The sequence below is a fragment of the uncultured Maribacter sp. genome, from assembly GCF_947496775.1.
In the GTDB taxonomy this organism is placed as follows: Bacteria; Bacteroidota; Bacteroidia; order Flavobacteriales; family Flavobacteriaceae; genus Maribacter_B.
Genome location: NZ_CANMDU010000002.1, coordinates 259,628 through 280,612 on the forward strand (window position 1 = coordinate 259,628; position 20,985 = coordinate 280,612).

General features: G+C 32.0%; 22 protein-coding genes. 13 read left to right on the forward strand and 9 right to left on the reverse strand.

Annotation, left to right across the window (positions count from 1 at the left end):
- Window positions 1-9: 9 nt before the first annotated feature.
- Both Q0856_RS05710 and Q0856_RS05715 read right to left on the reverse strand, forming a co-directional pair.
- A complete protein-coding gene (locus tag Q0856_RS05710; protein WP_298503368.1) occupies window positions 10-621 on the reverse strand; it encodes a DEAD/DEAH box helicase in 612 nt (203 codons plus the stop codon).
- Between the two features lie 121 nt (window positions 622-742).
- The gene (locus Q0856_RS05715; RefSeq protein ID WP_298503369.1) at window positions 743-1,855 is read right to left on the reverse strand and encodes a transporter; all 1,113 of its coding nucleotides are present in this window, start codon (window positions 1,853-1,855) and stop codon (window positions 743-745) included.
- An 87-nt stretch (window positions 1,856-1,942) separates the two neighbouring features.
- Here Q0856_RS05715 and Q0856_RS05720 point away from each other — a divergent pair, with 87 nt between their 5' ends.
- From Q0856_RS05720 to Q0856_RS05745, 6 genes are read left to right on the forward strand one after another with little or no spacing between them, the layout of a single operon-like run.
- Window positions 1,943-2,206: a DUF4834 family protein gene (locus tag Q0856_RS05720; RefSeq protein WP_298503371.1), complete on the forward strand. Its 264-nt coding sequence runs from the start codon at window positions 1,943-1,945 to the stop codon at window positions 2,204-2,206.
- A 35-nt stretch (window positions 2,207-2,241) separates the two neighbouring features.
- Window positions 2,242-4,677, forward strand: coding sequence for a YfhO family protein (locus Q0856_RS05725; protein WP_298503372.1), 2,436 nt, complete (start codon window positions 2,242-2,244; stop codon window positions 4,675-4,677).
- Window positions 4,677-5,948 carry a glycosyltransferase family 4 protein gene (locus tag Q0856_RS05730; protein WP_298503374.1) on the forward strand — a complete coding sequence of 424 codons (1,272 nt, stop codon included), beginning with the start codon at window positions 4,677-4,679 and terminating at the stop codon, window positions 5,946-5,948. Before Q0856_RS05725 ends, Q0856_RS05730 begins: the two co-directional genes overlap by 1 nt.
- Window positions 5,948-7,408, forward strand: a complete 1,461-nt coding sequence (locus Q0856_RS05735; RefSeq protein WP_298503375.1) for a polysaccharide biosynthesis C-terminal domain-containing protein — start codon at window positions 5,948-5,950, stop codon at window positions 7,406-7,408. Before Q0856_RS05730 ends, Q0856_RS05735 begins: the two co-directional genes overlap by 1 nt.
- The gene (locus Q0856_RS05740; protein ID WP_298503377.1) at window positions 7,405-8,073 is read left to right on the forward strand and encodes a hypothetical protein; all 669 of its coding nucleotides are present in this window, start codon (window positions 7,405-7,407) and stop codon (window positions 8,071-8,073) included. The genes Q0856_RS05735 and Q0856_RS05740 overlap by 4 nt, the downstream gene beginning before the upstream one ends.
- A gap of 5 nt (window positions 8,074-8,078) precedes the next feature.
- Complete coding sequence (locus Q0856_RS05745) at window positions 8,079-9,029, forward strand: TIM barrel protein (RefSeq protein WP_298503379.1); 951 nt, start codon at window positions 8,079-8,081, stop codon at window positions 9,027-9,029.
- Window positions 9,030-9,100: 71 nt separating this feature from the next.
- Here Q0856_RS05745 and Q0856_RS05750 read toward each other — a convergent pair whose 3' ends face one another.
- Entirely contained in the window at window positions 9,101-10,285 is a 1,185-nt protein-coding gene (locus tag Q0856_RS05750) for a hypothetical protein (RefSeq protein WP_298503381.1), read from the reverse strand.
- A 183-nt stretch (window positions 10,286-10,468) separates the two neighbouring features.
- Window positions 10,469-13,249: an excinuclease ABC subunit UvrA gene (gene uvrA, locus Q0856_RS05755; RefSeq protein ID WP_298503383.1), complete on the reverse strand. Its 2,781-nt coding sequence runs from the start codon at window positions 13,247-13,249 to the stop codon at window positions 10,469-10,471.
- A 247-nt stretch (window positions 13,250-13,496) separates the two neighbouring features.
- Between uvrA and Q0856_RS05760 the strand changes: the two genes are divergently transcribed.
- From Q0856_RS05760 to Q0856_RS05775, 4 genes are all read left to right on the forward strand, one after another.
- On the forward strand, window positions 13,497-14,078 hold the full coding sequence (locus Q0856_RS05760) for a sigma-70 family RNA polymerase sigma factor (protein ID WP_298476213.1): 582 nt from the start codon (window positions 13,497-13,499) through the stop codon (window positions 14,076-14,078).
- 75 nt (window positions 14,079-14,153) lie between these two features.
- A complete protein-coding gene (locus Q0856_RS05765; protein ID WP_291871329.1) occupies window positions 14,154-14,297 on the forward strand; it encodes a hypothetical protein in 144 nt (47 codons plus the stop codon).
- A gap of 382 nt (window positions 14,298-14,679) precedes the next feature.
- Window positions 14,680-15,261 (forward strand): sigma-70 family RNA polymerase sigma factor, encoded by a 582-nt coding sequence (locus tag Q0856_RS05770; RefSeq protein ID WP_298476209.1) that lies wholly within the window; start codon window positions 14,680-14,682, stop codon window positions 15,259-15,261.
- A 69-nt stretch (window positions 15,262-15,330) separates the two neighbouring features.
- Window positions 15,331-15,474: a hypothetical protein gene (locus tag Q0856_RS05775; RefSeq protein WP_298476206.1), complete on the forward strand. Its 144-nt coding sequence runs from the start codon at window positions 15,331-15,333 to the stop codon at window positions 15,472-15,474.
- A 13-nt stretch (window positions 15,475-15,487) separates the two neighbouring features.
- Here the strand turns inward: Q0856_RS05775 and nth are convergent, their stop codons facing one another.
- The gene (gene nth / locus Q0856_RS05780) at window positions 15,488-16,153 is read right to left on the reverse strand and encodes an endonuclease III (RefSeq protein WP_298503385.1); all 666 of its coding nucleotides are present in this window, start codon (window positions 16,151-16,153) and stop codon (window positions 15,488-15,490) included.
- A gap of 55 nt (window positions 16,154-16,208) precedes the next feature.
- Between nth and bcp the strand changes: the two genes are divergently transcribed.
- Window positions 16,209-16,664, forward strand: a complete 456-nt coding sequence (gene bcp / locus Q0856_RS05785) for a thioredoxin-dependent thiol peroxidase (protein ID WP_298503386.1) — start codon at window positions 16,209-16,211, stop codon at window positions 16,662-16,664.
- A gap of 54 nt (window positions 16,665-16,718) precedes the next feature.
- Here the strand turns inward: bcp and Q0856_RS05790 are convergent, their stop codons facing one another.
- Window positions 16,719-18,167 carry a TonB-dependent receptor gene (locus Q0856_RS05790; protein WP_298476197.1) on the reverse strand — a complete coding sequence of 483 codons (1,449 nt, stop codon included), beginning with the start codon at window positions 18,165-18,167 and terminating at the stop codon, window positions 16,719-16,721.
- Window positions 18,168-18,254: 87 nt separating this feature from the next.
- On the opposite strand from Q0856_RS05790, the gene Q0856_RS05795 reads away from it, so the two are divergent.
- Both Q0856_RS05795 and Q0856_RS05800 read left to right on the forward strand, forming a co-directional pair.
- Entirely contained in the window at window positions 18,255-19,019 is a 765-nt protein-coding gene (locus Q0856_RS05795; RefSeq protein WP_298503387.1) for an MBL fold metallo-hydrolase, read from the forward strand.
- A gap of 48 nt (window positions 19,020-19,067) precedes the next feature.
- Window positions 19,068-19,562, forward strand: a complete 495-nt coding sequence (locus tag Q0856_RS05800; protein WP_298503388.1) for a hydrolase — start codon at window positions 19,068-19,070, stop codon at window positions 19,560-19,562.
- Here Q0856_RS05800 and Q0856_RS05805 read toward each other — a convergent pair.
- The 3 genes from Q0856_RS05805 to Q0856_RS05815 all read right to left on the reverse strand — a co-directional run bounded on the left by Q0856_RS05805 (window position 19,559) and on the right by Q0856_RS05815 (window position 20,945).
- Window positions 19,559-20,218, reverse strand: coding sequence for an alpha/beta fold hydrolase (locus Q0856_RS05805; RefSeq protein WP_298503389.1), 660 nt, complete (start codon window positions 20,216-20,218; stop codon window positions 19,559-19,561). The genes Q0856_RS05800 and Q0856_RS05805 overlap by 4 nt on opposite strands.
- Window positions 20,219-20,221: 3 nt before the next feature.
- Window positions 20,222-20,536, reverse strand: coding sequence for a hypothetical protein (locus Q0856_RS05810; RefSeq protein ID WP_298476185.1), 315 nt, complete (start codon window positions 20,534-20,536; stop codon window positions 20,222-20,224).
- A gap of 91 nt (window positions 20,537-20,627) precedes the next feature.
- Window positions 20,628-20,945 carry a DUF4870 domain-containing protein gene (locus Q0856_RS05815; protein ID WP_298503391.1) on the reverse strand — a complete coding sequence of 106 codons (318 nt, stop codon included), beginning with the start codon at window positions 20,943-20,945 and terminating at the stop codon, window positions 20,628-20,630.
- Window positions 20,946-20,985: the final 40 nt, after the last annotated feature.

Genomic DNA, 20,985 nt, shown 5'->3' on the forward strand with positions numbered 1-20,985 from the left:
TATATGTTTTTAGATTTTAACGACAACGGAATTCTCCATAAAATAATCTCTAAGTTTTTCTAATCTTGGGCTTAGTTTTTTAGCTAATACTACATACTGACATTTTTTAATACTTTCAGATGTTGTCGTTAAAATAGTTACTTCTTTACGTTGTATAAGAAAATCAGCATCATCTACAAAAAATATTTTTAATTGGGAAACACTTACGCCATTGGTAAGGAAAAGCTTTTGAATATTTTTGGGTGTAGTAATAAGAATATCAATTCCCATATAAATTTCGGATTTCTGAATGTCTATATGCAATTCTTCATACCCTTTATATACCCTTAAATCTGTGTATTTCGTAAAAGCAAAAAATTTGTCATATAATTCATGAGCTTCTTTTTTGTTTTCTACTATAATTATTGCTCTTGGTGCATCTCCTTGTGATTGGCATTGTAATTTATGCAATGTGTTTATTATCATTGCAGTTGTTCTGCCGCTCTCTTTAGGAGCAATGCCAAAAACATTTGCTCCACTTTTAATTTTAGGAATTACTTTTTTTTGAAAAGGGGTAGCAGATTCTATAAGTAATCTTTCTAGAGCTTCTTTAAGAGAAGGATGTAACTTTTTAAAAGGCATTTTTTATGATGTTTATAAAATTACCTGTCTAAGTAAAAAGACAGAAGAACAAAGATAGTTCAAATGTATAACTACCAGTGTTCTTCTAAGAAATCTATTAAGGATGTTTAAGTTCTATAATTTAAAACTCTATTACACCATCGTCTTTTTCTTTTTCCTTCTTTTTGGCTTTTTTCTTTTTCTTTTCTGCCTTTTTTAATTTTTTCATTTGTTTTTTAGAAGGAGCTAAATCTATGTCTTCAGCGCCAGAACCTCCATCTTTTTCTTTCTTTTTCTTCTTCTTTTTCATGGAGTTCTTTTTTATAGGCCCTCCATTTTCTCCGGCATTTTGATCATCAATAGGTATTAATTTATCTTTATGCATATCGAACCTATATGAAGCTCCCATAGAGATGAATACTCTGGATGGTGTATTTTTAAAACTAGCCCCTAAATTTATATCAGCTTGTAAGTTTTCACTCCATAGGTGCGCAACCCCACCTCTAAGAAGATTATCGGCATATCGGTCGCTTTTAATTCCTTGATTTTCTACAAACACGCTCCATTTAGGATTCCTAAATGCATGAGATATAGAAACCAAATAACTCATTTCTGGAAAATCAGTAGAAATTCGGTCATAAGCGAAATTAGTAATCATAACAAAACGGGGGGTTAATCTACTTTGTGTTGCTACCATTGCTCTATAAGAAATGGTTGGGTCTCCTAGATAAAAAGGGTTGTCACCAATTAGGAAATTAGCACCACCGTAAACAGAAACTGCTGGTAATAAGTTACGCCATTGAAATTTATGGTTGGCTTTCCAGCTATACAAATTTGGTTTATTATACTCAGGGTTTTTGAAAGGGTCGTAGACTAAAAATTTTAAACCAATTCTGTTTCTATTAAAATCCGTATTTGATACTTCTGTATTAGTATTTAAAAACGTAGTTTTTTGATTTTGAAAAATACCTTCCCAATTAATTTCTAACCGCTCAAAAAGTAGTCCATATCTTAAAGCTATTTCAGTACCCCAAATGTTAGATTGTGTGTTTAGTAAGCTATGGTCTTGTTGTTCATAAAGTAAACCCATTTCTGCTTGTATCACATTTTTTCCTATAGCATAGGCGCTAACAGATTGCCCAGGTCTATTAGAATTTATGACATCGGTATATTGCGAAATTCCCAGAATTGGGATAGCAAACAGCAATATAAAGAGTGTTTTTTTTGTTTTATTCATTCCAAATGGATGCCCCATGAATATCATTTTAGTATTATTTTATGACTTTTGCTCTGCTATTACAACGGTAGAATTGTATTTTTGATATAAATCATTTAAAATAAAATGGCATTTTTAAAGACAATTTTAGTTATTCTTTTGGTTTATTATTTGCTGAAAACTGTGGCAAAATGGTTTGCACCAAGAGTACTTAGTTATGCTGCCAAGAAAACGGAGGCGCATTTTAAAGAAAAAATGGGAGGATTCTCTTCGCAAAATTCTACTCGAGAGGAGCAAGTGGGTGATGTTATTATAGATAAAAAAACGGCACCAAAACGGAGTAATAATAAAAAAGTTGGGGAGTATATTGATTTTGAAGAGATAGAGTAACTATCTTTGGATTAATCAATGACTATAGTATTCCAATGAAATTAGGTTTTAAATCACTTCTTACACATTTTTTTGTTCTTGTATTTTTCGTAATAGCAGCTTTGCTATACTTTAATCCTGTATTGCAGGGTAAAGTTATACAACAATCCGATATTGTTCAATATACAGGTATGGCCAAGGAGCAAAATAACTTTAGAAAAGTAACGGGGGAAGAGCCTTATTGGACGAATAGTGCTTTTGGCGGGATGCCAACTTTTCAATTGGGGGCCTATTATCCTCATAACTATGTAAAAAAACTGGATAATTTAATTCGTTTTTTACCGCGACCTGCGGATTACCTATTTGTTTATTTTCTAGGATTTTATATTCTATTATGTTGCTTAAAGGTGGATTATAGATTAGCTGCTTTAGGAGCATTGGCTTTTGGGTTTTCTACCTATCTAATAATTATTTTAGGAGTAGGGCATAATGCTAAAGCACATGCTATAGGGTATTTACCTATGTTGCTAGGAGGGATAATTCTTGTTTTTAGGAAAAAATATATTTGGGGATTTGTACTAACTGCCATAGCAATGGCTTTAGAAGTAGGCGCAAATCATTACCAAATGACTTACTACTGTATGCTTCTTATTTTGGTTTTAGGTGGGGTGTATCTCGTAGATGCGATACTAAAAAAGAAATTAAAGCATTTTGCAATTTCTATAGGTATATTATTATTAGCGGTAGTTCTAGGAATAGCAACAAATGCAACAGGACTAATGGCTACCAAGGAATATGCGGACTGGAGTACACGTGGAAAATCTGAATTAACAATTAACCCAGATGGTTCTCCAAAAGAAAATAAAGGAGGTCTTAGTAAAGCATATATTACACAATACAGTTATGGAATTGTAGAATCTTTAAATATTTTTGTTCCTCGGCTGTTTGGAGGTTCCAATGGGGAAGATTTAGGAGAAAATTCTAAAACATTTAATTTCTTAACCGATCAAGGAATTTCTAGAACGCAAGCCGTTAATTTTTCTAGTAGGTTACCTTTGTATTGGGGAAATCAACCAGGAGTAGCAGCGCCAGCATATATTGGAGCGGTAATTTTTTTCTTATTTGTTTTGGGTCTGTTTTTGGTACAAAGTAAGGCAAAATGGTGGTTATTAGGTGGTACTCTTGTTTCTTTGGTTTTATCTTGGGGAAAGAACTTTAGTCTACTTACGGATTTTATGATTGATTATTTTCCGTTGTATGATAAATTTAGAGCGGTTTCTTCTATACAAGTTATATTAGAACTTTGTGCTCCGGTATTGGGTATTTTGGCTGTGCATGCTTTATTTAAAGATTCTACTACGGTAATTAAAAAGATAAATGCACTAAAAATAGCTTTTGTGGCGGTCGTAGGCTTATTAATAGCTTTGTTGCTATTTAAAGGAATGTTTAATTTTTCTGGTAGTGATGATGCTTTTATTAAACAAAATTACGGAGATGAGTTAATGTCATTAATTCAGTTAGATAGAGAAGCAGTTTATACCAGTGATACCTTACGTTCTTTATTGTTTGTAGTTCTGGCTGCGGTAGTTTTATGGCTTTATATTAAAGGGAAAATAAAAGAGAATATTCTAGTTTTAGGCCTTGGAATCTTAATACTGGTAGATTTAGTTGGAGTTGATAAAAGATATGTGAATAAGAATGATTTTGTTAGCAAAAGGCAAATGAATGAACCTTTTAAACAAACTTCTGTAGACTTACAAATAGCAAAGGATAAGGGCAATTTTAGAGTGTATGATCCTCAGGAGGGCTTAAATGGAGCGCGTACGTCTTATTTTCATAAATCTATAGGAGGTTATCATGCTGCAAAACCAGCAGGTATTCAAGATTTATTCGAATTTCATCTGTATAAAGGCAATGTTGGTGTTTTAAATATGCTAAACGTAAAGTATGTAGTACAGCAAGATGAAGAGGGCAGAAGCTATCCAGCAACCAATCCGGAAGCTAATGGTAATGCTTGGTTTATTAAAAAACTAATCCCTGTTTCTTCTGCTAATGAAGAGATTCGAAAGTTAGATACTTTAGATAATAAAAATGAAGCTATTGTAAATACCGCAGCTTTTCCCACAATCAATAGGTTTAATTTTCAAACAGATTCTACTACCGTTATTAGATTAATAAATTATAAGTTAAATCAACTAACATATACATCAAATAATAAAAATGCTGGTGTTGCTGTATTTTCAGAAATGCATTATGGTAATGGATGGAACGCCTATATCGATGGTAAGCTAACAGATCATTTTAAAGTAAATTATGTTTTACGTGCGTTAAAAATTCCGGCAGGAAAACATACTATTGAATTTAAGTTTGAACCAAAAGTAGTGCAAGAAGGTAGTACCATAGCCTTAGCTAGTTCTTCATTATTAGGGGTGCTAATATTGGCAGGTTTAGGTTTTACTTTTTGGAGATCTCGAAGAAAAGAAACGGAGTAATGAAAAAAGTGCTAATTATCGCATATTATTGGCCTCCAGCAGGAGGTCCGGGAGTGCAACGTTGGCTAAAATTCATTACATATTTAAGGGACTTTAATGTGGAACCTATTTTGTATATTCCTAAGAATCCGCATTATCCTATTCAAGACACATCGCTTTTAAAAGAAGTTCCGGAAGGAATTACTATTTATAGGCAATCTATTTTTGAACCTTATGCTCTGGCAAGTATGCTTTCATCGAAAAAAACCAAAAGGATAAGTTCAGGGCTTATTCGGACCAAAAAACAATCTGTAGTAGAAAAAATGTTTCTATGGATAAGAGGAAATTTATTCATTCCGGATGCTCGTAAATTTTGGGTAAAACCTTCCATAAAATTTTTAGAGGGAGTACTTGAAAAGGAAAATATAAAAACTATAATTACCACAGGTCCACCGCATAGTGTTCATTTAATAGGTTTAGGTTTAAAGAAAAAATTGGATATAAGCTGGGTATCTGATTTTAGAGACCCCTGGACTAGTATTGGTTATCATAAAAAATTAAAACTCACAACAGGATCTAAAAGGAAGCATAAGCAATTAGAAAGAGAAGTATTAAATGCAGCGGATAAAATAATTGTTACCAGCGCAACTACAAAAGAAGAATTTGGCTTAATCACAAAACAACCTATAGAGGTAATTACAAACGGATATGATACTTCTATTTCTAATGCTGAAGATTTAGATAAAGATTTCACCTTAGCCCATATAGGATCCTTGTTAACAGGTCGCGACCCTAGCGGCTTATGGCAATCATTATCGGAGTTAGTGGAGGAAAATGAGCAATTTAAAATTCATTTTAAGTTGCAGTTAGTTGGAGTTGTAAGTGATGATGTTTTAAAGAATATTACAAAGCACGGTCTTATTCCTAACACTGAAATTGTAGGTTATTTAACGCATGAAAAAGCAGTTTCTTTTCAAAGAAAATCACAAATATTACTTTTAATAGAGATAGATTCGGATGAAACTAAAGGTATCATTCCGGGTAAGTTATTTGAGTATATGGCAGCAGGGAGACCTATACTAGGGATTGGCCCAAAGAATTGGGAGGTAGCGCAATTAATAGAAGAAACGAACACAGGCAAGGCATTTTTGTATTCTAATAAAGAAGCATTAAAAGGGGCTATACTAAAGTGGTTTAATCTTTATCTGGAAAGGAATTTGAAAAATACTTCGGAAAGTATAGAAAAATACAGTAGAAAGGCATTGACAGAACAATTAGCGAAACATCTGTAATGGGAATAGTTAGAAAACAAGCAATTAGTAATACTATAGTTACCTATTTAGGCTTTGCCTTAGGAGCTATTAATGTTTTGTTTTTATATACCAATTTTTTAACGGATGCGTATTTTGGTTTAGTGCAAGTAATTTTATCCGCTTCGGCTGTAATAATGCCTTTAATGGCTTTCGGAGTTCCGAATACTATAATTAAGTTTTATAGTACTTTTAAAGAAAAGGAAAAGAAAGATAGTTTTTTAAGCTTAATGCTTTTACTTCCTTTAGTATTAATTCTTCCTATTGGAGCTCTGTCTTATATTGCTAATGACACAATTGCCACTTTTTTATCTCAAAAAAATGAAATTGTAAGGGATTATGTTTGGTATGTCTTTGTTATAGGCTTGGCTATGGCATATTTTGAAGTTTTTTATGCTTGGGGGAAAGTTCATATGAAGTCTTTTTTTGGAAATTTTTTAAAAGAAATTTTTTGCAGACTAGGAGTAACAATATTATTAGGGCTTATTCATTTTAAAGTTATTACGGTAGAAACTTTTTTAGTTCTTTTGGCTGCGGTATATATTATGCGGATGCTCATAATGAAAATATATGCTTATCGTTTACGCATGCCTTCATTAAAAATTGAGATACCAGATGATATTGGAGATATAATTATTTATAGTGCCTTGATTATTTTAGGCGGATCAACGGCTATAGTTCTGTTAGAAGTTGATAAAGTAATGATTAACCAATTTATAAAGATAGAGAATGTTGCATATTACAGTGTGGCAGGCTTTATGGCTTCTACAATCGCAGTGCCTTCTAGAGCTATGCATCAAATTACATATCCATTAACAGCAGAATTATTGAATAAAAAAAAATATAAGGAACTTAAAAAATTGTATAAAAAGAGTTCCTTAACTCTATTTAGTATTTCTGGGTTATTGTTTCTTTTGTTATTGGTTAATTTAAAAGATTTATATTCTTTTCTTCCGGAAACATATACAGCCGGGTTTGTAATTGTAGCTTGGATAGGAATGGCAAAAGTATATGATGCTCTTTTGGGTAATAATAACTCTATCTTATTTAATTCTGATTTTTATAGAGCCGTTTTACTTTTAGGAGTTCTATTGGCCATACTTACTATTTTATTTAATTTATGGTTAATCCCTAAGTATGGTTTAAACGGGGCCGCAATAGCAAGTTTTTTAGCATTCTTTATTTATAATTCTATAAAGTTAGGTTTTGTAAAGAGGAAATTTAATATGAGCCCACTATCTAAAGAGACATTTTTTGTTCTTTTTATTCTTTTACTTTTAGGAACTTTGTTTTATTTTATTCCTTTTGCTATACATCCTATTTTGGCGATACTTTTAAAGAGTATTTTAATTATAAGTATCTATTTGAGTATTTTATATAAATTCAAAATATCAGAAGACATTAATCTTTTAATAAATCAATTTTTAAGAAATTTTAAATGAAAAAGTATATAGCAACACTAATATTGGTTTTGGCATCGTATGGACAGGCTTTCAGTCAGACTGAAGATGTAGATATGATAGTATTTATTAAAGAAGTACAGCAATGGAAGAAGACAGGGGAGAATATGAAGCTTATATGGTGGATTCCTACCATGTATTGGGAGGTAGCTTTAAAAGGAAATCCGAACGTAACGGAAGAAGCTAAGCAGGACATTATTCGTAGTGTAGAAAATTATACTATAATTGCCGCTTTAGATGGTAAAGTTGGTGCTTTAGGTTTTTCGTACAATGAATTAGAATCTATTAAAATAATTACAGATAAAAGTATGGTTTATAAGCCATTGAACCAAGAGGAGCTACCAGATGAAACTAAAAATTTATTGAATATTCTAAAACCTACACTGAGCAATATTATTGGACAAATGGGCAAGAATATGGAATTTTACGTTTTCCCGGGGATTGATGAAAAAGGAAGTAAAATTTTGGACCCAACATCAAGCTCTAATTTTTCTGTTTTTTATAACGGAGAAAGCTTTAATTGGCGTTTGCCTTTGGGGTCTTTGGTTCCTAAAAAGAAATGTCCAACGGATAATGAGCTGTTAAGTGGTAGTTGGAAATTCTGCCCGTGGCATGGGGAAAAACTTTTGCTTGTAGAAAAAGAATAAGTATTGTGAAAACAAGGAGAGATTTTGTTAAACTTACCGCTTTAGGAGTTATGGGAACTATACCATTTAATGGTATATCTAATCCAATAATTAAAAATTCATTGGAGTTACAAACCGATTTAGAAGTTTCTATTTTTTCCAAGCATTTACAATTCTTGGATTATGAATCTACAGGTACTGTAGCCGCGGAAATGGGTTTTTCGGGAGTTGATTTAACTGTTAGACCAAAAGGGCATGTAGAGCCAAATAATGTATTAACTACTTTGCCAAAAGCAATTACTGCAATTAAAAAAGGTGGCTCGTCTTGTACGATGATTACAACAACAGTAGAAAATGCATTAAGTTCTGTAGATGTTGACGTTATAAAAACAGCAGCAAATGAGGGGGTATCTTTTTATAGGAGTAATTGGTTTTCCTTTATGAAAGGGGTTTCAATGCAGGAGTCATTATCTTTATGCGCTGATAGTGTTAAGAAGTTAGGACTTGTTAATAAAGAATTTGGTATTGTAGGTTGTTATCAAAATCATTCGGGATTGCGAATAGGAGGTTCTTATTGGGAAGTAGAAAAAATTTTAGAAACTGTTGATGCAAACTATTTTGGAGTTCAATATGATATTCGCCATGCCACAGTAGAAGGTGGAGTTTCTTGGGAAAATGGTTTAAAACTTTTAAAATCTCATATTAAAACAATCGTATTAAAAGATTTTAAATGGGGAATGGTAAATGGTAGGTGGAAACTCATTAATGTTCCCATAGGGGAGGGAATGGTAGATTTTGACACTTATTTTAAGTTGCTAAAACAATATGGATTAAAGCCACCAGTATCATTACATTTAGAGTATAACTTAGGTGGTGCAGAGAAAGGTAAACGCACTATTTCTGTAGATAAAAAAGTGGTTTATGATGCAATGAAAAAAGATTTAAAGACAGTTAATGCTTTGTGGAAAAAAGCGTAGAAAGAGAAAAACCCCGTAGCAAATAAATCTGCTACAGGGTTTATAACTAACCAACCTAAAAACTATTTTTATTATTGTCTTCTGCTACTTCTAGGAGAAGCAGACCTTGTGTTACTTCTTGAGCTTCTAGAAGGTGAACTTGCAACTCTTCTTGAGCTTGAGCTTCTAGAAACAGTATTACGGTTTCTAGAAGGTGTTTTACTAATAGACCTCTTGTTGCTAGAACTTCTTGATGACATACTAGTGCTTCTAGAAGATCTTTGTATTGGTCTTTGTGTTACTTTCCTTGATGTACTATTACTTCTCTGAGCAACTGATCTTCCAGCTGTTCTACTTACAGGTTTTCTGTAAGTGCTAGTAGTACGTTTTACCGTAGTACTTCTAGGGGTTCTTGTAACTTCTCTTTTGGTAGAAGAAATTCTACCGGTATTACTTCTATTAGTTTTTGTATTCCCTCTTTGAACAGTACTTCTTCTAATGGTACTATTTCTGTTATAGGTACTTGCATTATTTCTCGTAGATCTAGATTTTGTGTTTCTATTAACATTTCTATTGCTTCTTATTGCATTAGATCGTCTAGCAACTCTTTTATCATTTCTATAGATTTTAGATCTAGATGAACGAATTTTATTGTATCTGTGTACACGACCTAGTTTAGCATAACTTCTTCGAGTATTAAATCTATACGGATTATAGTAAGTATAGCGTGTTGGTCTATAGTACCTTCTATATGGTTTATTGAAAACTAAACATAGATTAATAGATGGTCTTAAAAAGAACCTGTGAAATGGTCTATAAACATAATGTCTATTGTATCTATTAATATACCCAGTATGGTAATCATAAAATCCGCGACGGTTATAATAAACGTACATTCCACCTACTCTAAAAACTCTTCCATTTCTATATCCAATATCTATATTACCAATATTAGATACTCTTCCATAATAGTCATAATATATAGGAACATTTTCTACTTGAATTACAGCTCCGTAATCATCGTATTGAGCATATGGACTATAATCGTAACCAGAATTAAAAGTTATATTGCTGTTAGGATTTCTTAATCTGTTGCTAATGTAAAAATCGAATTCGCCATCTGAAAATACGGAAAACGTAATGCCATTTTCAACAAAAATAAAAGAGTTATTGTTTAGATAAGCATTGCGTGTTGCAACCTTACCATCAGTGGTACTAGCGTGGATACTTAAAGTACCTAAAACAATCGCTGTAAAAAGGAGTACTAATTTTCTCATGATATAAGGTTTAAATTTTAAATACAAATATTTGTATTCCCTTAGTACATACCAAACAGCGTGCCAAAAAACACGAACACCTCTTATATTACTGTTTTAAAGCGCTTTACGATATTTTGATTTAGTGTTGAAGCGAGTGTTACGTATTCCCAAATACAATTGGATGAATTTAAAAACACATTATCATCCTAATTTTTCTTTTAAATAAGGAGCGGTAACAGAAGTCTTATTCTTTGAAACCACTTCAGGGGTACCTTGAGAAATTAACTGACCACCATTGTCACCACCTTCTAATCCTAAATCAATAATATAATCGGCACATTTTATAAGTTCAATATTGTGTTCAATAACAACAATAGAATGTCCTTTTTCTATAAGAGCGGTAAAAGACTTTAAAAGTTTTTTAATATCATGAAAGTGTAAACCTGTAGTTGGTTCATCAAAAATAAATAAGGCTTTGTCTTTTGTTTTTCCTTTGACAAGAAAAGAAGCTAGTTTAATACGTTGTGCTTCTCCACCAGAAAGAGTAGAAGAGGATTGTCCTAAAGTAACATAACCCAAGCCTACATCCTGTAATGGTTGCAATTTAGTTACTATTTTGGTTTGCTCGTTTTGTTTAAAAAAGGCAATTGCATTATCTATTGTCATGGTTAAGACATCATCAATACTTGCATTTTCAAACTTTACCTCTAGAACTTCTTTCTTAAAACGTTTACCATTACAGGCATCGCACTCTAAGTGTACATCTGCCATAAACTGCATTTCTACGGTTATTTCTCCATCACCTTTACATTTTTCGCAACGACCACCATCTACATTAAAAGAAAAATGTTTTGCTTGGTACCCTCTTATTTTACTTAATTTTTGTCCGGCAAATAGGCTTCGAATATCATCATAAGCTTTTATATAAGTTACTGGGTTAGATCGCGATGATCGTCCAATAGGGTTCTGGTCCACAAATTCTACATGCTTTATATCCTTGTATTTTCCTTCAACAGAAGTAAATTGCCCAGCTTTTTCACCATATCCGCCAACTTCTTTTAAAAGTATTGGATATAGCAATTTTTTAACTAAAGTGCTTTTTCCACTTCCAGAAACTCCAGTAACCACGGTTAATACATTTAAAGGAAAGAGAGCATCTATATTTTTAAGATTATTTTCTCTGGCTCCTTTAATTTCAATGAAATTTGAAAAAGTCCTTCTTTTTTTAGGCGTCTCAATAGTCATGGAGCCATTTAGATAACTAGCGGTTAATGAATCGCTTTGTAATACTTCTTTTAGAGTGCCGTTGGCCACAACTTCTCCACCATGTGTGCCCGCTTTGGGGCCAATATCTATTACTTGATCTGCAGCTTTCATAATATCTTCATCATGTTCTACTACAATGACTGTATTTCCTAAATCTCTTAAAGATTTTAATACAACGATTAAGTTTTCGGTGTCTTTGGGATGTAAGCCAATACTAGGTTCATCTAATATATACATAGATCCAACTAAACTACTACCTAAAGAGGTTGCTAAATTTATACGTTGGCTTTCACCCCCAGAAAGAGTGTTCGATTTTCTATTTAAGGTTAAATAGCTAAGCCCTACGTTATTTAAAAATTCTAGCCTAGTGTTTATTTCTTGTAACAATCTATAAGCTACTTTAGCGTCGTGCTCATTTAAAGTTAAGTCATTAAAAAATGGAATTAATTTTTTAATAGATAAATTAACTAAATCTGTAATAGAAGTATCGCCAACTTTTACATGATTAGTTTCTTCTCTTAGTCTTCTACCTTTACAGCTGGAACATTTTGTTTTTCCTCGGTAACGAGAAAGCATAACTCTATTCTGTATTTTATAACTTTTCTCTTCTAGCATACCGAAAAAGTCATATAGGCCAGTAAAGTAAGAGTTTCCGTCCCAAACTAATTGTTTTTGCTCTTCCGTTAGTTGAAACCAAGGCTTGTGTATGGGAAAGTCAAATTTATAAGCAGAGTTTACCAACTCATCTCTATAAGCGCTCATACTTTCTCCTCTCCAGGCAAATATGGCGTTCTCGTATACGGATAGAGCAGTGTTAGGTATAACTAAATCTTGGTCAATACCTATAACATCTCCGTAACCTTCACATTTTGGACAGGCACCATAAGGGTTGTTAAAACTGAATAGATGTACATTTGGTTCTAAAAATTGTATTCCATCCAATTCAAACTTATTACTAAACGGAGTTTCATTTTTAGTCTCTAGGTCCTCAACAATACAATTTCCTTTTCCCTCGAAAAAGGCGGTATCTACAGCATTGGCGAGTCGATTGTAAAAATCTTCGTCATCTTTTGTTATAATACGATCAATAACTAGATCAAATTCTTTACCAATATTTTCCGGAGCTTGATCTATTCGTAAAACTTTTCCATTATATTTTATTCTGGCGTAGCCTTGTTTTGAAAAAAGCTCTAAAGATTTTAAAGAGTCTCGGTCTTCGGCAATCGAAATAGGTGCTAGTAATAGTAATTTTGAATTCTCTTTATAAGTTTTAATATGATTTACAACATCTGTAACGGTATGTTTTTTTACTTGCTTACCAGAAACAGGAGAATAGGTTTTTCCTATACGAGCAAATAAAAGTTTTAAGTAATCATATATTTCAGTAGTGGTTCCAACAGTGGATCTTGGGTTGGTAGAGTTCACTTTTTGCTCAATAGCAATTGCAGGAGCAATACCTTTTATATAATCTACCTTAGGCTTGTTAAGTTTTCCAAGAAATTGCCTAGCATAAGAAGATAAGCTTTCTACATATCTTCTTTGACCTTCCGCATATAAGGTGTCAAAAGCTAAACTAGATTTTCCCGAACCAGATAAACCAGTAACTACTACGAGCTTATTTCTTGGTATTACAACATCTATATTTTTTAAATTATGCAGTTTTGCACCTTTAATTATAATATTTTCTTTCGGGTTAACTTCTAGTAGTACAGACATGATATTGTTTAGAAAAACAAAGATACAATATGCCTTTAATTTATGTGCAAAGTATTTAATACGGAGCTTAAAAGTTAAAAAAAATGTAAACTCATTTGTTAATAACATTTAATTTTGCCTATATTTGATAAACACTAAACGTTAATAAGCCTATAGAAACATATTTACTTTTTTAAGTTAAGATAGTACCCACAAGACCTTTTCATAAGAAAAGGCCCTCAATTTTAACCCTAAAAAGTAAACAACTATGGCACTACAAATTGACGATGCAGTACTGGTAAAACAGTATATAAATGGAGATGAAAGAGCGTTAGCATCTCTTATAGATAAACACAACAAACGTATTAACGGTTTTATATATTCTAAAGTTGGTGATCGCGAAGTAACCGAAGATATTTTTCAGGATACTTTTATGAAAGTTATTAGAACTCTAAAAAGAGGAGCATATAATGAAGAAGGTAAATTTTTGCCCTGGGTAATGCGTATTGCTCATAATCTTATAATTGACCACTTTAGAAAAACGAATAGAATGCCGAAATTTGACGGATCGGATACTTTTAGCATTTTTTCTATAATTGGAGATGAAAGATTAAATATAGAAAAGCAATTAATAAAAGAGCAAATAGATACAGATTTGTCCTTGTTAATAAAAGAGCTTCCCAAAGATCAACAAGAAGTTTTAGAAATGCGTATATATAAGGATATGAGTTTTAAAGAAATATCTGATAATACGGGTGTAAGTATTAATACAGCACTGGGGAGAATGCGTTATGCATTAATTAACCTTAGAAAGATTATTGAAGAGTATAATATAGTTTTAACGATTTAATTGGTAAAAGGTCGACTAGTTTTATTACATTGTGCATTGATGGCGTTATCCATATGAAACAACATCAAAGGTACTATGGAGAAAATTTACACTAAGAGTCAAAAAGAATGTGAGCTTGTTAAAGCGCAACCAGAAACAATTCAATTTTTATTGAATTTCTCTAAATCGTTAAAAATTACAGAAGCTAAAGGAATAAAATTCGAGAGTAATTTAAACTAAGCTTTTCGCTACATAATATATAACCCTTAAGATATATGTCTTAAGGGTTTTTTTATACGCCGAAATTAAAAACAATCTGTAATGTGTAAATAAAAGGGTGTGCAATTTTTAATTGTAAGAGCAGATTATTCTATAGAACAACGATTTACATGTATAATGTTATTTGTTTTTGCAACTAGATTAATACTTCAATATTGTACAAAAAATAGAAAACCCTTGTTTCACATCAAAAAGTAGGGGTTTTACAACATACTTTTTACCACGGCCCATGTTTTATATAGTTTTAGACCATAATTAAGAAATCACTTAGATTTTTTAGTAACCATTAAATACAAACCATTAACTAAGAAAAGCCCCCTGATCTTAAAAACAAAAAATTAATATGTCAGTACAAATTGAAGATTCAGAATTAGTAAGAGATTATATTAGCGGTGATGAAAAAGCACTAGAAGTATTAATCAACAGACACAATCAACGTATTACTAGTTTTATTTATTCTAAAGTATTAGATAGAGATATTACTGAAGATATTTTTCAGGACACCTTTATTAAAGTAATTAAAACCTTAAAAAAGGGTACTTATAGCGAAGAGGGTAAATTTTTGCCATGGGTTATGCGTATTTCTCATAACTTAATAATTGATCACTTCAGAAAAAACAAAAGAATGCCAATGTTTGAAGGGAGTGATGATTTTAATATCTTTTCTGTTATAGGGGATGACAAGTTAAATGCCGAAAAACAAATTATTAAGGATCAAATTAATTCTGATTTAAGAATTTTAGTAGAAGAATTACCAGATGATCAAAAAGAAGTTTTATTAATGCGTATTTATAAAGATATGAGCTTTAAGGAAATTTCGGAAAACACCGGAGTAAGTATAAACACTGCTTTAGGAAGAATGCGTTATGCTTTAATTAACCTTAGAAAAATAATCGAGAAAAATAATATAGTACTTACTGCATAAGATTTGTAAAAGTAGATAAACAATATTTCTAATTTAGTAGCGTTATCCCTGTATAACAATATTAGAAATATGGAAAAAATTTACTTTGAGTACCAAAAAAAATTCAGTCCGGTAAAGGCAAGTACAGAAACTATAGAATTTCTAATAAGTTATTCTAGAGCACTTTATACGGTAAAGCATGATGATTTAAAGTTTAATGTCATCTTAAATTAAAATATAAAGCCCGTTATTTACGGGCTTTTTTGGTTTTAGAATACTCGTTTAGTACTGTTTTTCTTCCAATAGTTTTAGTAATTATATCTTTTTCTAAATTCCATCCTCTTGCTGGGCTATATTCCCGGCCATACCAAATAATTTGTAGATGTAAATCGTTCCATAGTTCTTTAGGGAATAGTCTTTTGGCATCTTTTTCTGTTTGCACTACATTTTTTCCGTTAGTTAATCCCCAACGATACATAAGTCTGTGAATGTGAGTGTCTACAGGAAAAGCAGGAATTCCGAAAGCTTGGGAAACAACAACACTAGCCGTTTTGTGGCCAACTGCAGGGAAAGTTTCTAGGACTACCATTTCTTGTGGTACAATTCCGTTATGGTTTTCTACCAACATTTTAGAAAGACCAAAAATTCCTTTTGCTTTCATGGGGGAGAGGCCGACAGGTTTTATAATTTCTCTAATTTCCTCTATGGATAGTTTTATCATATCATAAGGATTATCAGCTCTTTTAAAAAGTAGAGGTGTTATTTGGTTTACTCGTACATCTGTACTTTGAGCAGACATGAGTACTGCAATTAATAATGTATATGGATCTTTGTGATCTAATGGTATAGGAATAGTGGGGTATAATTCTTTTAATGTATTAATTACAAATGGAACCTTTTCCTTAATTGTCATAATTGGTTTATTTTTATGCAAATATCTATGGAGATAAAACTAATTAAAATTGTGTATGAAAACATTAAAAGTAGGAGATAAAGTTCCAAATTTTTCGTCTAAAGACCAAGATGGAAATACGATAAATTTATCGGATTATTTGGGAAAAAAGTTAATTATCTTTTTCTATCCTAAAGCAAGTACTCCAGGTTGTACCGCAGAAGCTTGTAATTTAAGAGATAATTATGCGGAACTGCAAGAGCAAGGTTATGAGTTGTTAGGGGTAAGTGCTGATTCCGAAAAAAGACAAGCCAAATTCAAAGAAAAATATGACTTTCCTTTTCCGTTGTTGGCAGATGAAGACCATACAGTTATTAATGCTTTTGGAGTTTGGGGTCTTAAAAAATTTATGGGTCGCGAGTATGACGGTATACATCGAAAGACCTTTAAAATAAATGAAAAGGGAGAAGTAACTTTAGTTATTGACAAGGTAAAGACTAAAGATCATGCTGCTCAACTTTTAGATGTATAAAACTAAAAAAAGCATCAGATAAATCTGATGCTTTTTTAATTATGTATTTCATTTTTACTCTTCTATATTTTCTTTTCTAATAAAAAGCTGCTTTTCTTTAATCATTTCTGGTAGGCCATCGGGTAACATTTCTTCCCAGCCTTCCTCATTATTTATTATCTTTTTAAGAGCATCTCTAGAGAAAATATCCATAATTTCTGGGTCGTAATCAAAAATATCCATTACTTTTCCATTATACTTAAAGAACTTATAGAGCTCTTTCATTCTAGGATGTACTTTAACATTATTACTGGTCATAATTTGTCCAGTTTCTGCGTTTTTCATTGGGTATAGATATACTTGTAAATCCTTAAAGAATAATTTACCAAAGGCTTCTAATATTCCACCACTTAAGTGTCTGTAGTATTTTTCATCAAAAATGTCTACTAGGTTATTTACTCCCATAGTAAGGCCAATTCTTGATTTAGTATAATTATTAAAATACTCTACGAGTCTATAGTATTCTTGGAACTTAGATATCATTACTGTATGTCCTAAAGAGCAAAGTAATTGCGCTCTATCCATAAAATCTTGTTCATCAATCTCTCCAGAAGCCTTTAGATTGGATAGCGTAATTTCAAAAATTACAATGGTCTTTTCTTCGTTGACCATTTTATCTCGTACAAAAATATCATACGATTTTTTAAACATATCTTCATTAACCTTCGTCACAGGTCTAAAACTACCTCTAAGAGCAAGAATGTTCTTTTTATAAAGAATCGCTGCTGGTAATAAGTTATTTCCATCAGGACCAAACATAACCGCATCTGTCATATCATTTTTAATAAGCTGCAAACTCATTAAACGGTTATCTACATTTTTAAAGTTGGGTCCAGAGAAATTAATCATATCAATTTCTATCGTATCCTTATCTATATGGTCATATAGGTATTTTAATATTTTTTTAGGCTTATGGTACTTATAAAAAGCACCATATATTAAGTTAACACCTAAAGTTCCTAATGTTTCTTGTTGTAAGCGAGCTTCATTTTGCTTAAAGCGAACATGTAAAATAATTTCATCGAATTCTTTTTGTTTTGGATCTAGTTGAAAACGGATTCCGACCCAGCCATGCCCTTTATAACGTTTAGAAAAATCTATTGTGGCAACAGTATTTGCATAAGAGAAAAACAAGCGCTCCGGGTGGTTTTCTCTACTAATACGTTCTTCCATTAAATGCATTTCACTATTAAGCATGGTTTTTAACCTAGCTTGGGAAACGTATCGTCCATCTTGTTCTACACCATAAATGGCATCACTAAAATCCTTATCATAGGCACTCATTGCTTTAGCAATAGTACCAGAAGCACCACCTGATCTAAAGAAATGCCTAGCAGTTTCCTGGCCAGCACCAATTTCTGCAAAGGTTCCGTAAATATCTGGATTAAGGTTTATACGCAAAGTTTTTGCTTTGATAGAAGGAATATTTTCAAAAGCATTATCCCTTTTAAGAACTGAAGCCATCTTGTTGTTTTAGTTTTAGCAAAGTTAGAAAGATTGGGTAATCTATTAAATAAATATGTTATAAATTTGAAATAAATACCATATAGATTGAAAATTACTTTTTTAGGAACGGGTACGTCGCAGGGAATCCCTGTAATTGGGAGTACACATCCTGTATGCTTAAGTGATAATCCTAAAGACAAAAGATTACGGGTTTCTGTACTAGTATCTTGGGGAGAATATAATGTTGTAATAGACTGTGGACCGGATTTTAGGCAGCAAATGCTAGCCAACCCTATTCCAAAATTAGACGCATTATTGTTTACCCACGAACATTCTGATCATGTTGCAGGTTTAGATGATATAAGACCATTTGTTTTTAGACAAGGAGATATTCCTATATATGCACACAAAAGAGTAGTAGAATCATTAAAACAAAGGTTTTATTACGTTTTTACGAAAGAAAATAGATATCCAGGTGCTCCGTCAGTAAATATAAATAGCGTAGAAAATAATACCCCTTTTGTTGTGGGAGGAATACACGTTATTCCTGTGGAGGTTTATCATAGCAATTTACAAGTTTTTGGTTATAGGTTTGGAGATTTTACTTATTTAACCGATGTAAAAACGGTAGCAGAAGAAGAAATAGAAAAAATAAGGGGTTCTAAGGTTCTTGTGGTTAATGCCTTACGTAAAGAGGAGCACCATTCACATTTTAATTTAGATGAGGCTTTAGCTTTTGTGGACAAAGTAAAACCAGAAAAAGCTTATTTTACTCATATTAGTCATCTCTTAGGTTTTCATGAAGAAGTGGAAAAAAAATTACCAAAAAATGTACATTTGGCCTACGATAACCTTGTAATAAGTATTTAGTAAATTACCTAGAAACATTTAAATCTTGATTACCAATAAAACTAGTATATGAAAAACAGACTCTTTCTTTATCTTTTTATTTTTTCAGCCCTAATAGCCTTATACTTTTTTGTTAGTAGCGGTAAAATGGTAGATTCTTATGAAGCCAGAATTAAAAAGCAAGAAATTGTTGTAGAGCAGTTAAAAGATTCTCTGCAAACTACCACTTTAAAGGCTTTAGAAATGCAGTATTTTTCATTAGAAAATAATGATGATGCTTTAGCGTATTATGACCATTTAAATATAGAAGATTCTTCTAATTATATTGCTGATAAATTGTTAGAAACGAATGAATCAAAGGGAAGTAACCCGTTGGTTCCTTATGAAGGTATGGAAAATGATTTTAAAATAAACAAAATTAAAATCTTAAACCATAAATGGATTATAGCAGATTTTTCCGATGGAAAATATTGGGGTGAAATATTAGTAAAATACGAACTAAAAGATGATTTGGGGGTTGATTTTTCCCTAGTGGATCATCTTTTATATACTCGTAGTAATTAAATTTTATCTGCTAACCAGTTTTTAAAAGAATAAAAATTTTGCGGAGCAACTCCATGCCCAACAGGAAATTCTTCAAAAATATGTGGAACTCCTATTTTATTTAAAAACGTCGGAATTTTTTGTGCCCATTGTACAGGAATTACCTGATCTACAGACCCATGTGAAGCATATATGTTTAATGAGGTATGTTTTTTATCGGCATAGTTTTCTTTAAGAATAGCTTCATTAATATAGCCACTTAAAGCAATTACATTTTTCACCTTTTCTGGGTATGATAAAGCAACAGAATAACTAAGAACAGTACCTTGGCTAAAACCTAAAAGAGTTACGTTATCTGAGTCTAAATGATATGCCTCACACGCTTCATCAATAAAATAAGCTATTTTTTCTCTAGATTCTTTGGCTTGCTCATCATCACTCCATTTTCCATTGTCGGCATCAAAATTAATGGCATACCAAGCATTTCCTTGAGGAGGCATAGGGTAGGGGGCTCTAACAGAGATAATGCAAAGTTCGGTAGGCAATTCGGGAGCAAAAGAAAATAAATCTTCTTCATTGCTACCGTAACCATGAAACATAAAAAGAACAGGAATTTTACCTTCTGTTATTGTAGACGGTTTAATTATATGTTCTAAAGAAAGTGGGGCAGTTGTCATATATTATTGGATAAAAGTGAACCATTTTTGAAAATAAGGACCTAATACAGGAACAGATTGTTTTTTATCGGTAATAGCACCAATAAAGCCATACCCCCATAAAACAACATAAAATACGTAAAGACCATACCAAGCATATTCATTAAACCATTGGCTTAAAAATAAAGCAAATCCTAAAAATGTTAAATGCAGCCCAAAAGCCTGTCTGGTATGGAATCTTGCAAATTCGTGTTTAGGTTCCATATTCATACTTAGGGCAATTAAAGCACCAACAATTGTAAAATATGCGGTTATGGCGGTAGTTTTTCCTTCTGGCATTCTTTAAATTTTTGGCAAGGTATAAATTTTGATACAAAAAAAGAGGTGCTAATTGCACCTCTTTTGTGTTTTCTATACAGTTAAAGCAATTTTAACCAATATTACCTATAATTGGTAATTTCTCTTCTTTTAAATTATTAGCATTCATAGCTCCTAATATCATAAGTACTAATGGGGCATAAGATAGGTAGCTTAATATAGATAGACCTGTAATAGAAACAAGAACTCCTACAGATATTGATATTACGATTCCCAGAATAAAAATTCTAAAAGATTGCCCTATATGAAAAGTTACGAATTCATTTTCTTTATCTCCTCTAGTAGAAAAGTAAGCTATTAATAATCCAATAACTGTAATGTAGCTAACAATAGCCATTGTTTTTCCTTGTTCTTTCGTGCTTTGATCCATAATTGTATTAGGTTTTATTAGTTGGTTATAAAAGTTAAAG

Bases quoted from the DNA above. Each gene is read 5' to 3' on its own strand.
- Q0856_RS05710 (WP_298503368.1), bottom strand. From the start codon at position 621: ATGCCTTTTAAAAAGTTACATCCTTCTCTTAAAGAAGCTCTAGAAAGA.
- Q0856_RS05715 (WP_298503369.1), bottom strand. From the start codon at position 1,855: ATGGGGCATCCATTTGGAATGAATAAAACAAAAAAAACACTCTTTATA.
- Q0856_RS05720 (WP_298503371.1), top strand. From the start codon at position 1,943: ATGGCATTTTTAAAGACAATTTTAGTTATTCTTTTGGTTTATTATTTG.
- Q0856_RS05725 (WP_298503372.1), top strand. From the start codon at position 2,242: ATGAAATTAGGTTTTAAATCACTTCTTACACATTTTTTTGTTCTTGTA.
- Q0856_RS05730 (WP_298503374.1), top strand. From the start codon at position 4,677: ATGAAAAAAGTGCTAATTATCGCATATTATTGGCCTCCAGCAGGAGGT.
- Q0856_RS05735 (WP_298503375.1), top strand. From the start codon at position 5,948: ATGGGAATAGTTAGAAAACAAGCAATTAGTAATACTATAGTTACCTAT.
- Q0856_RS05740 (WP_298503377.1), top strand. From the start codon at position 7,405: ATGAAAAAGTATATAGCAACACTAATATTGGTTTTGGCATCGTATGGA.
- Q0856_RS05750 (WP_298503381.1), bottom strand. From the start codon at position 10,285: ATGAGAAAATTAGTACTCCTTTTTACAGCGATTGTTTTAGGTACTTTA.
- uvrA (WP_298503383.1), bottom strand. From the start codon at position 13,249: ATGTCTGTACTACTAGAAGTTAACCCGAAAGAAAATATTATAATTAAA.
- Q0856_RS05760 (WP_298476213.1), top strand. From the start codon at position 13,497: ATGGCACTACAAATTGACGATGCAGTACTGGTAAAACAGTATATAAAT.
- Q0856_RS05765 (WP_291871329.1), top strand. From the start codon at position 14,154: ATGGAGAAAATTTACACTAAGAGTCAAAAAGAATGTGAGCTTGTTAAA.
- Q0856_RS05770 (WP_298476209.1), top strand. From the start codon at position 14,680: ATGTCAGTACAAATTGAAGATTCAGAATTAGTAAGAGATTATATTAGC.
- Q0856_RS05775 (WP_298476206.1), top strand. From the start codon at position 15,331: ATGGAAAAAATTTACTTTGAGTACCAAAAAAAATTCAGTCCGGTAAAG.
- nth (WP_298503385.1), bottom strand. From the start codon at position 16,153: ATGACAATTAAGGAAAAGGTTCCATTTGTAATTAATACATTAAAAGAA.
- bcp (WP_298503386.1), top strand. From the start codon at position 16,209: ATGAAAACATTAAAAGTAGGAGATAAAGTTCCAAATTTTTCGTCTAAA.
- Q0856_RS05790 (WP_298476197.1), bottom strand. From the start codon at position 18,167: ATGGCTTCAGTTCTTAAAAGGGATAATGCTTTTGAAAATATTCCTTCT.
- Q0856_RS05800 (WP_298503388.1), top strand. From the start codon at position 19,068: ATGAAAAACAGACTCTTTCTTTATCTTTTTATTTTTTCAGCCCTAATA.
- Q0856_RS05805 (WP_298503389.1), bottom strand. From the start codon at position 20,218: ATGACAACTGCCCCACTTTCTTTAGAACATATAATTAAACCGTCTACA.
- Q0856_RS05810 (WP_298476185.1), bottom strand. From the start codon at position 20,536: ATGCCAGAAGGAAAAACTACCGCCATAACCGCATATTTTACAATTGTT.
- Q0856_RS05815 (WP_298503391.1), bottom strand. From the start codon at position 20,945: ATGGATCAAAGCACGAAAGAACAAGGAAAAACAATGGCTATTGTTAGC.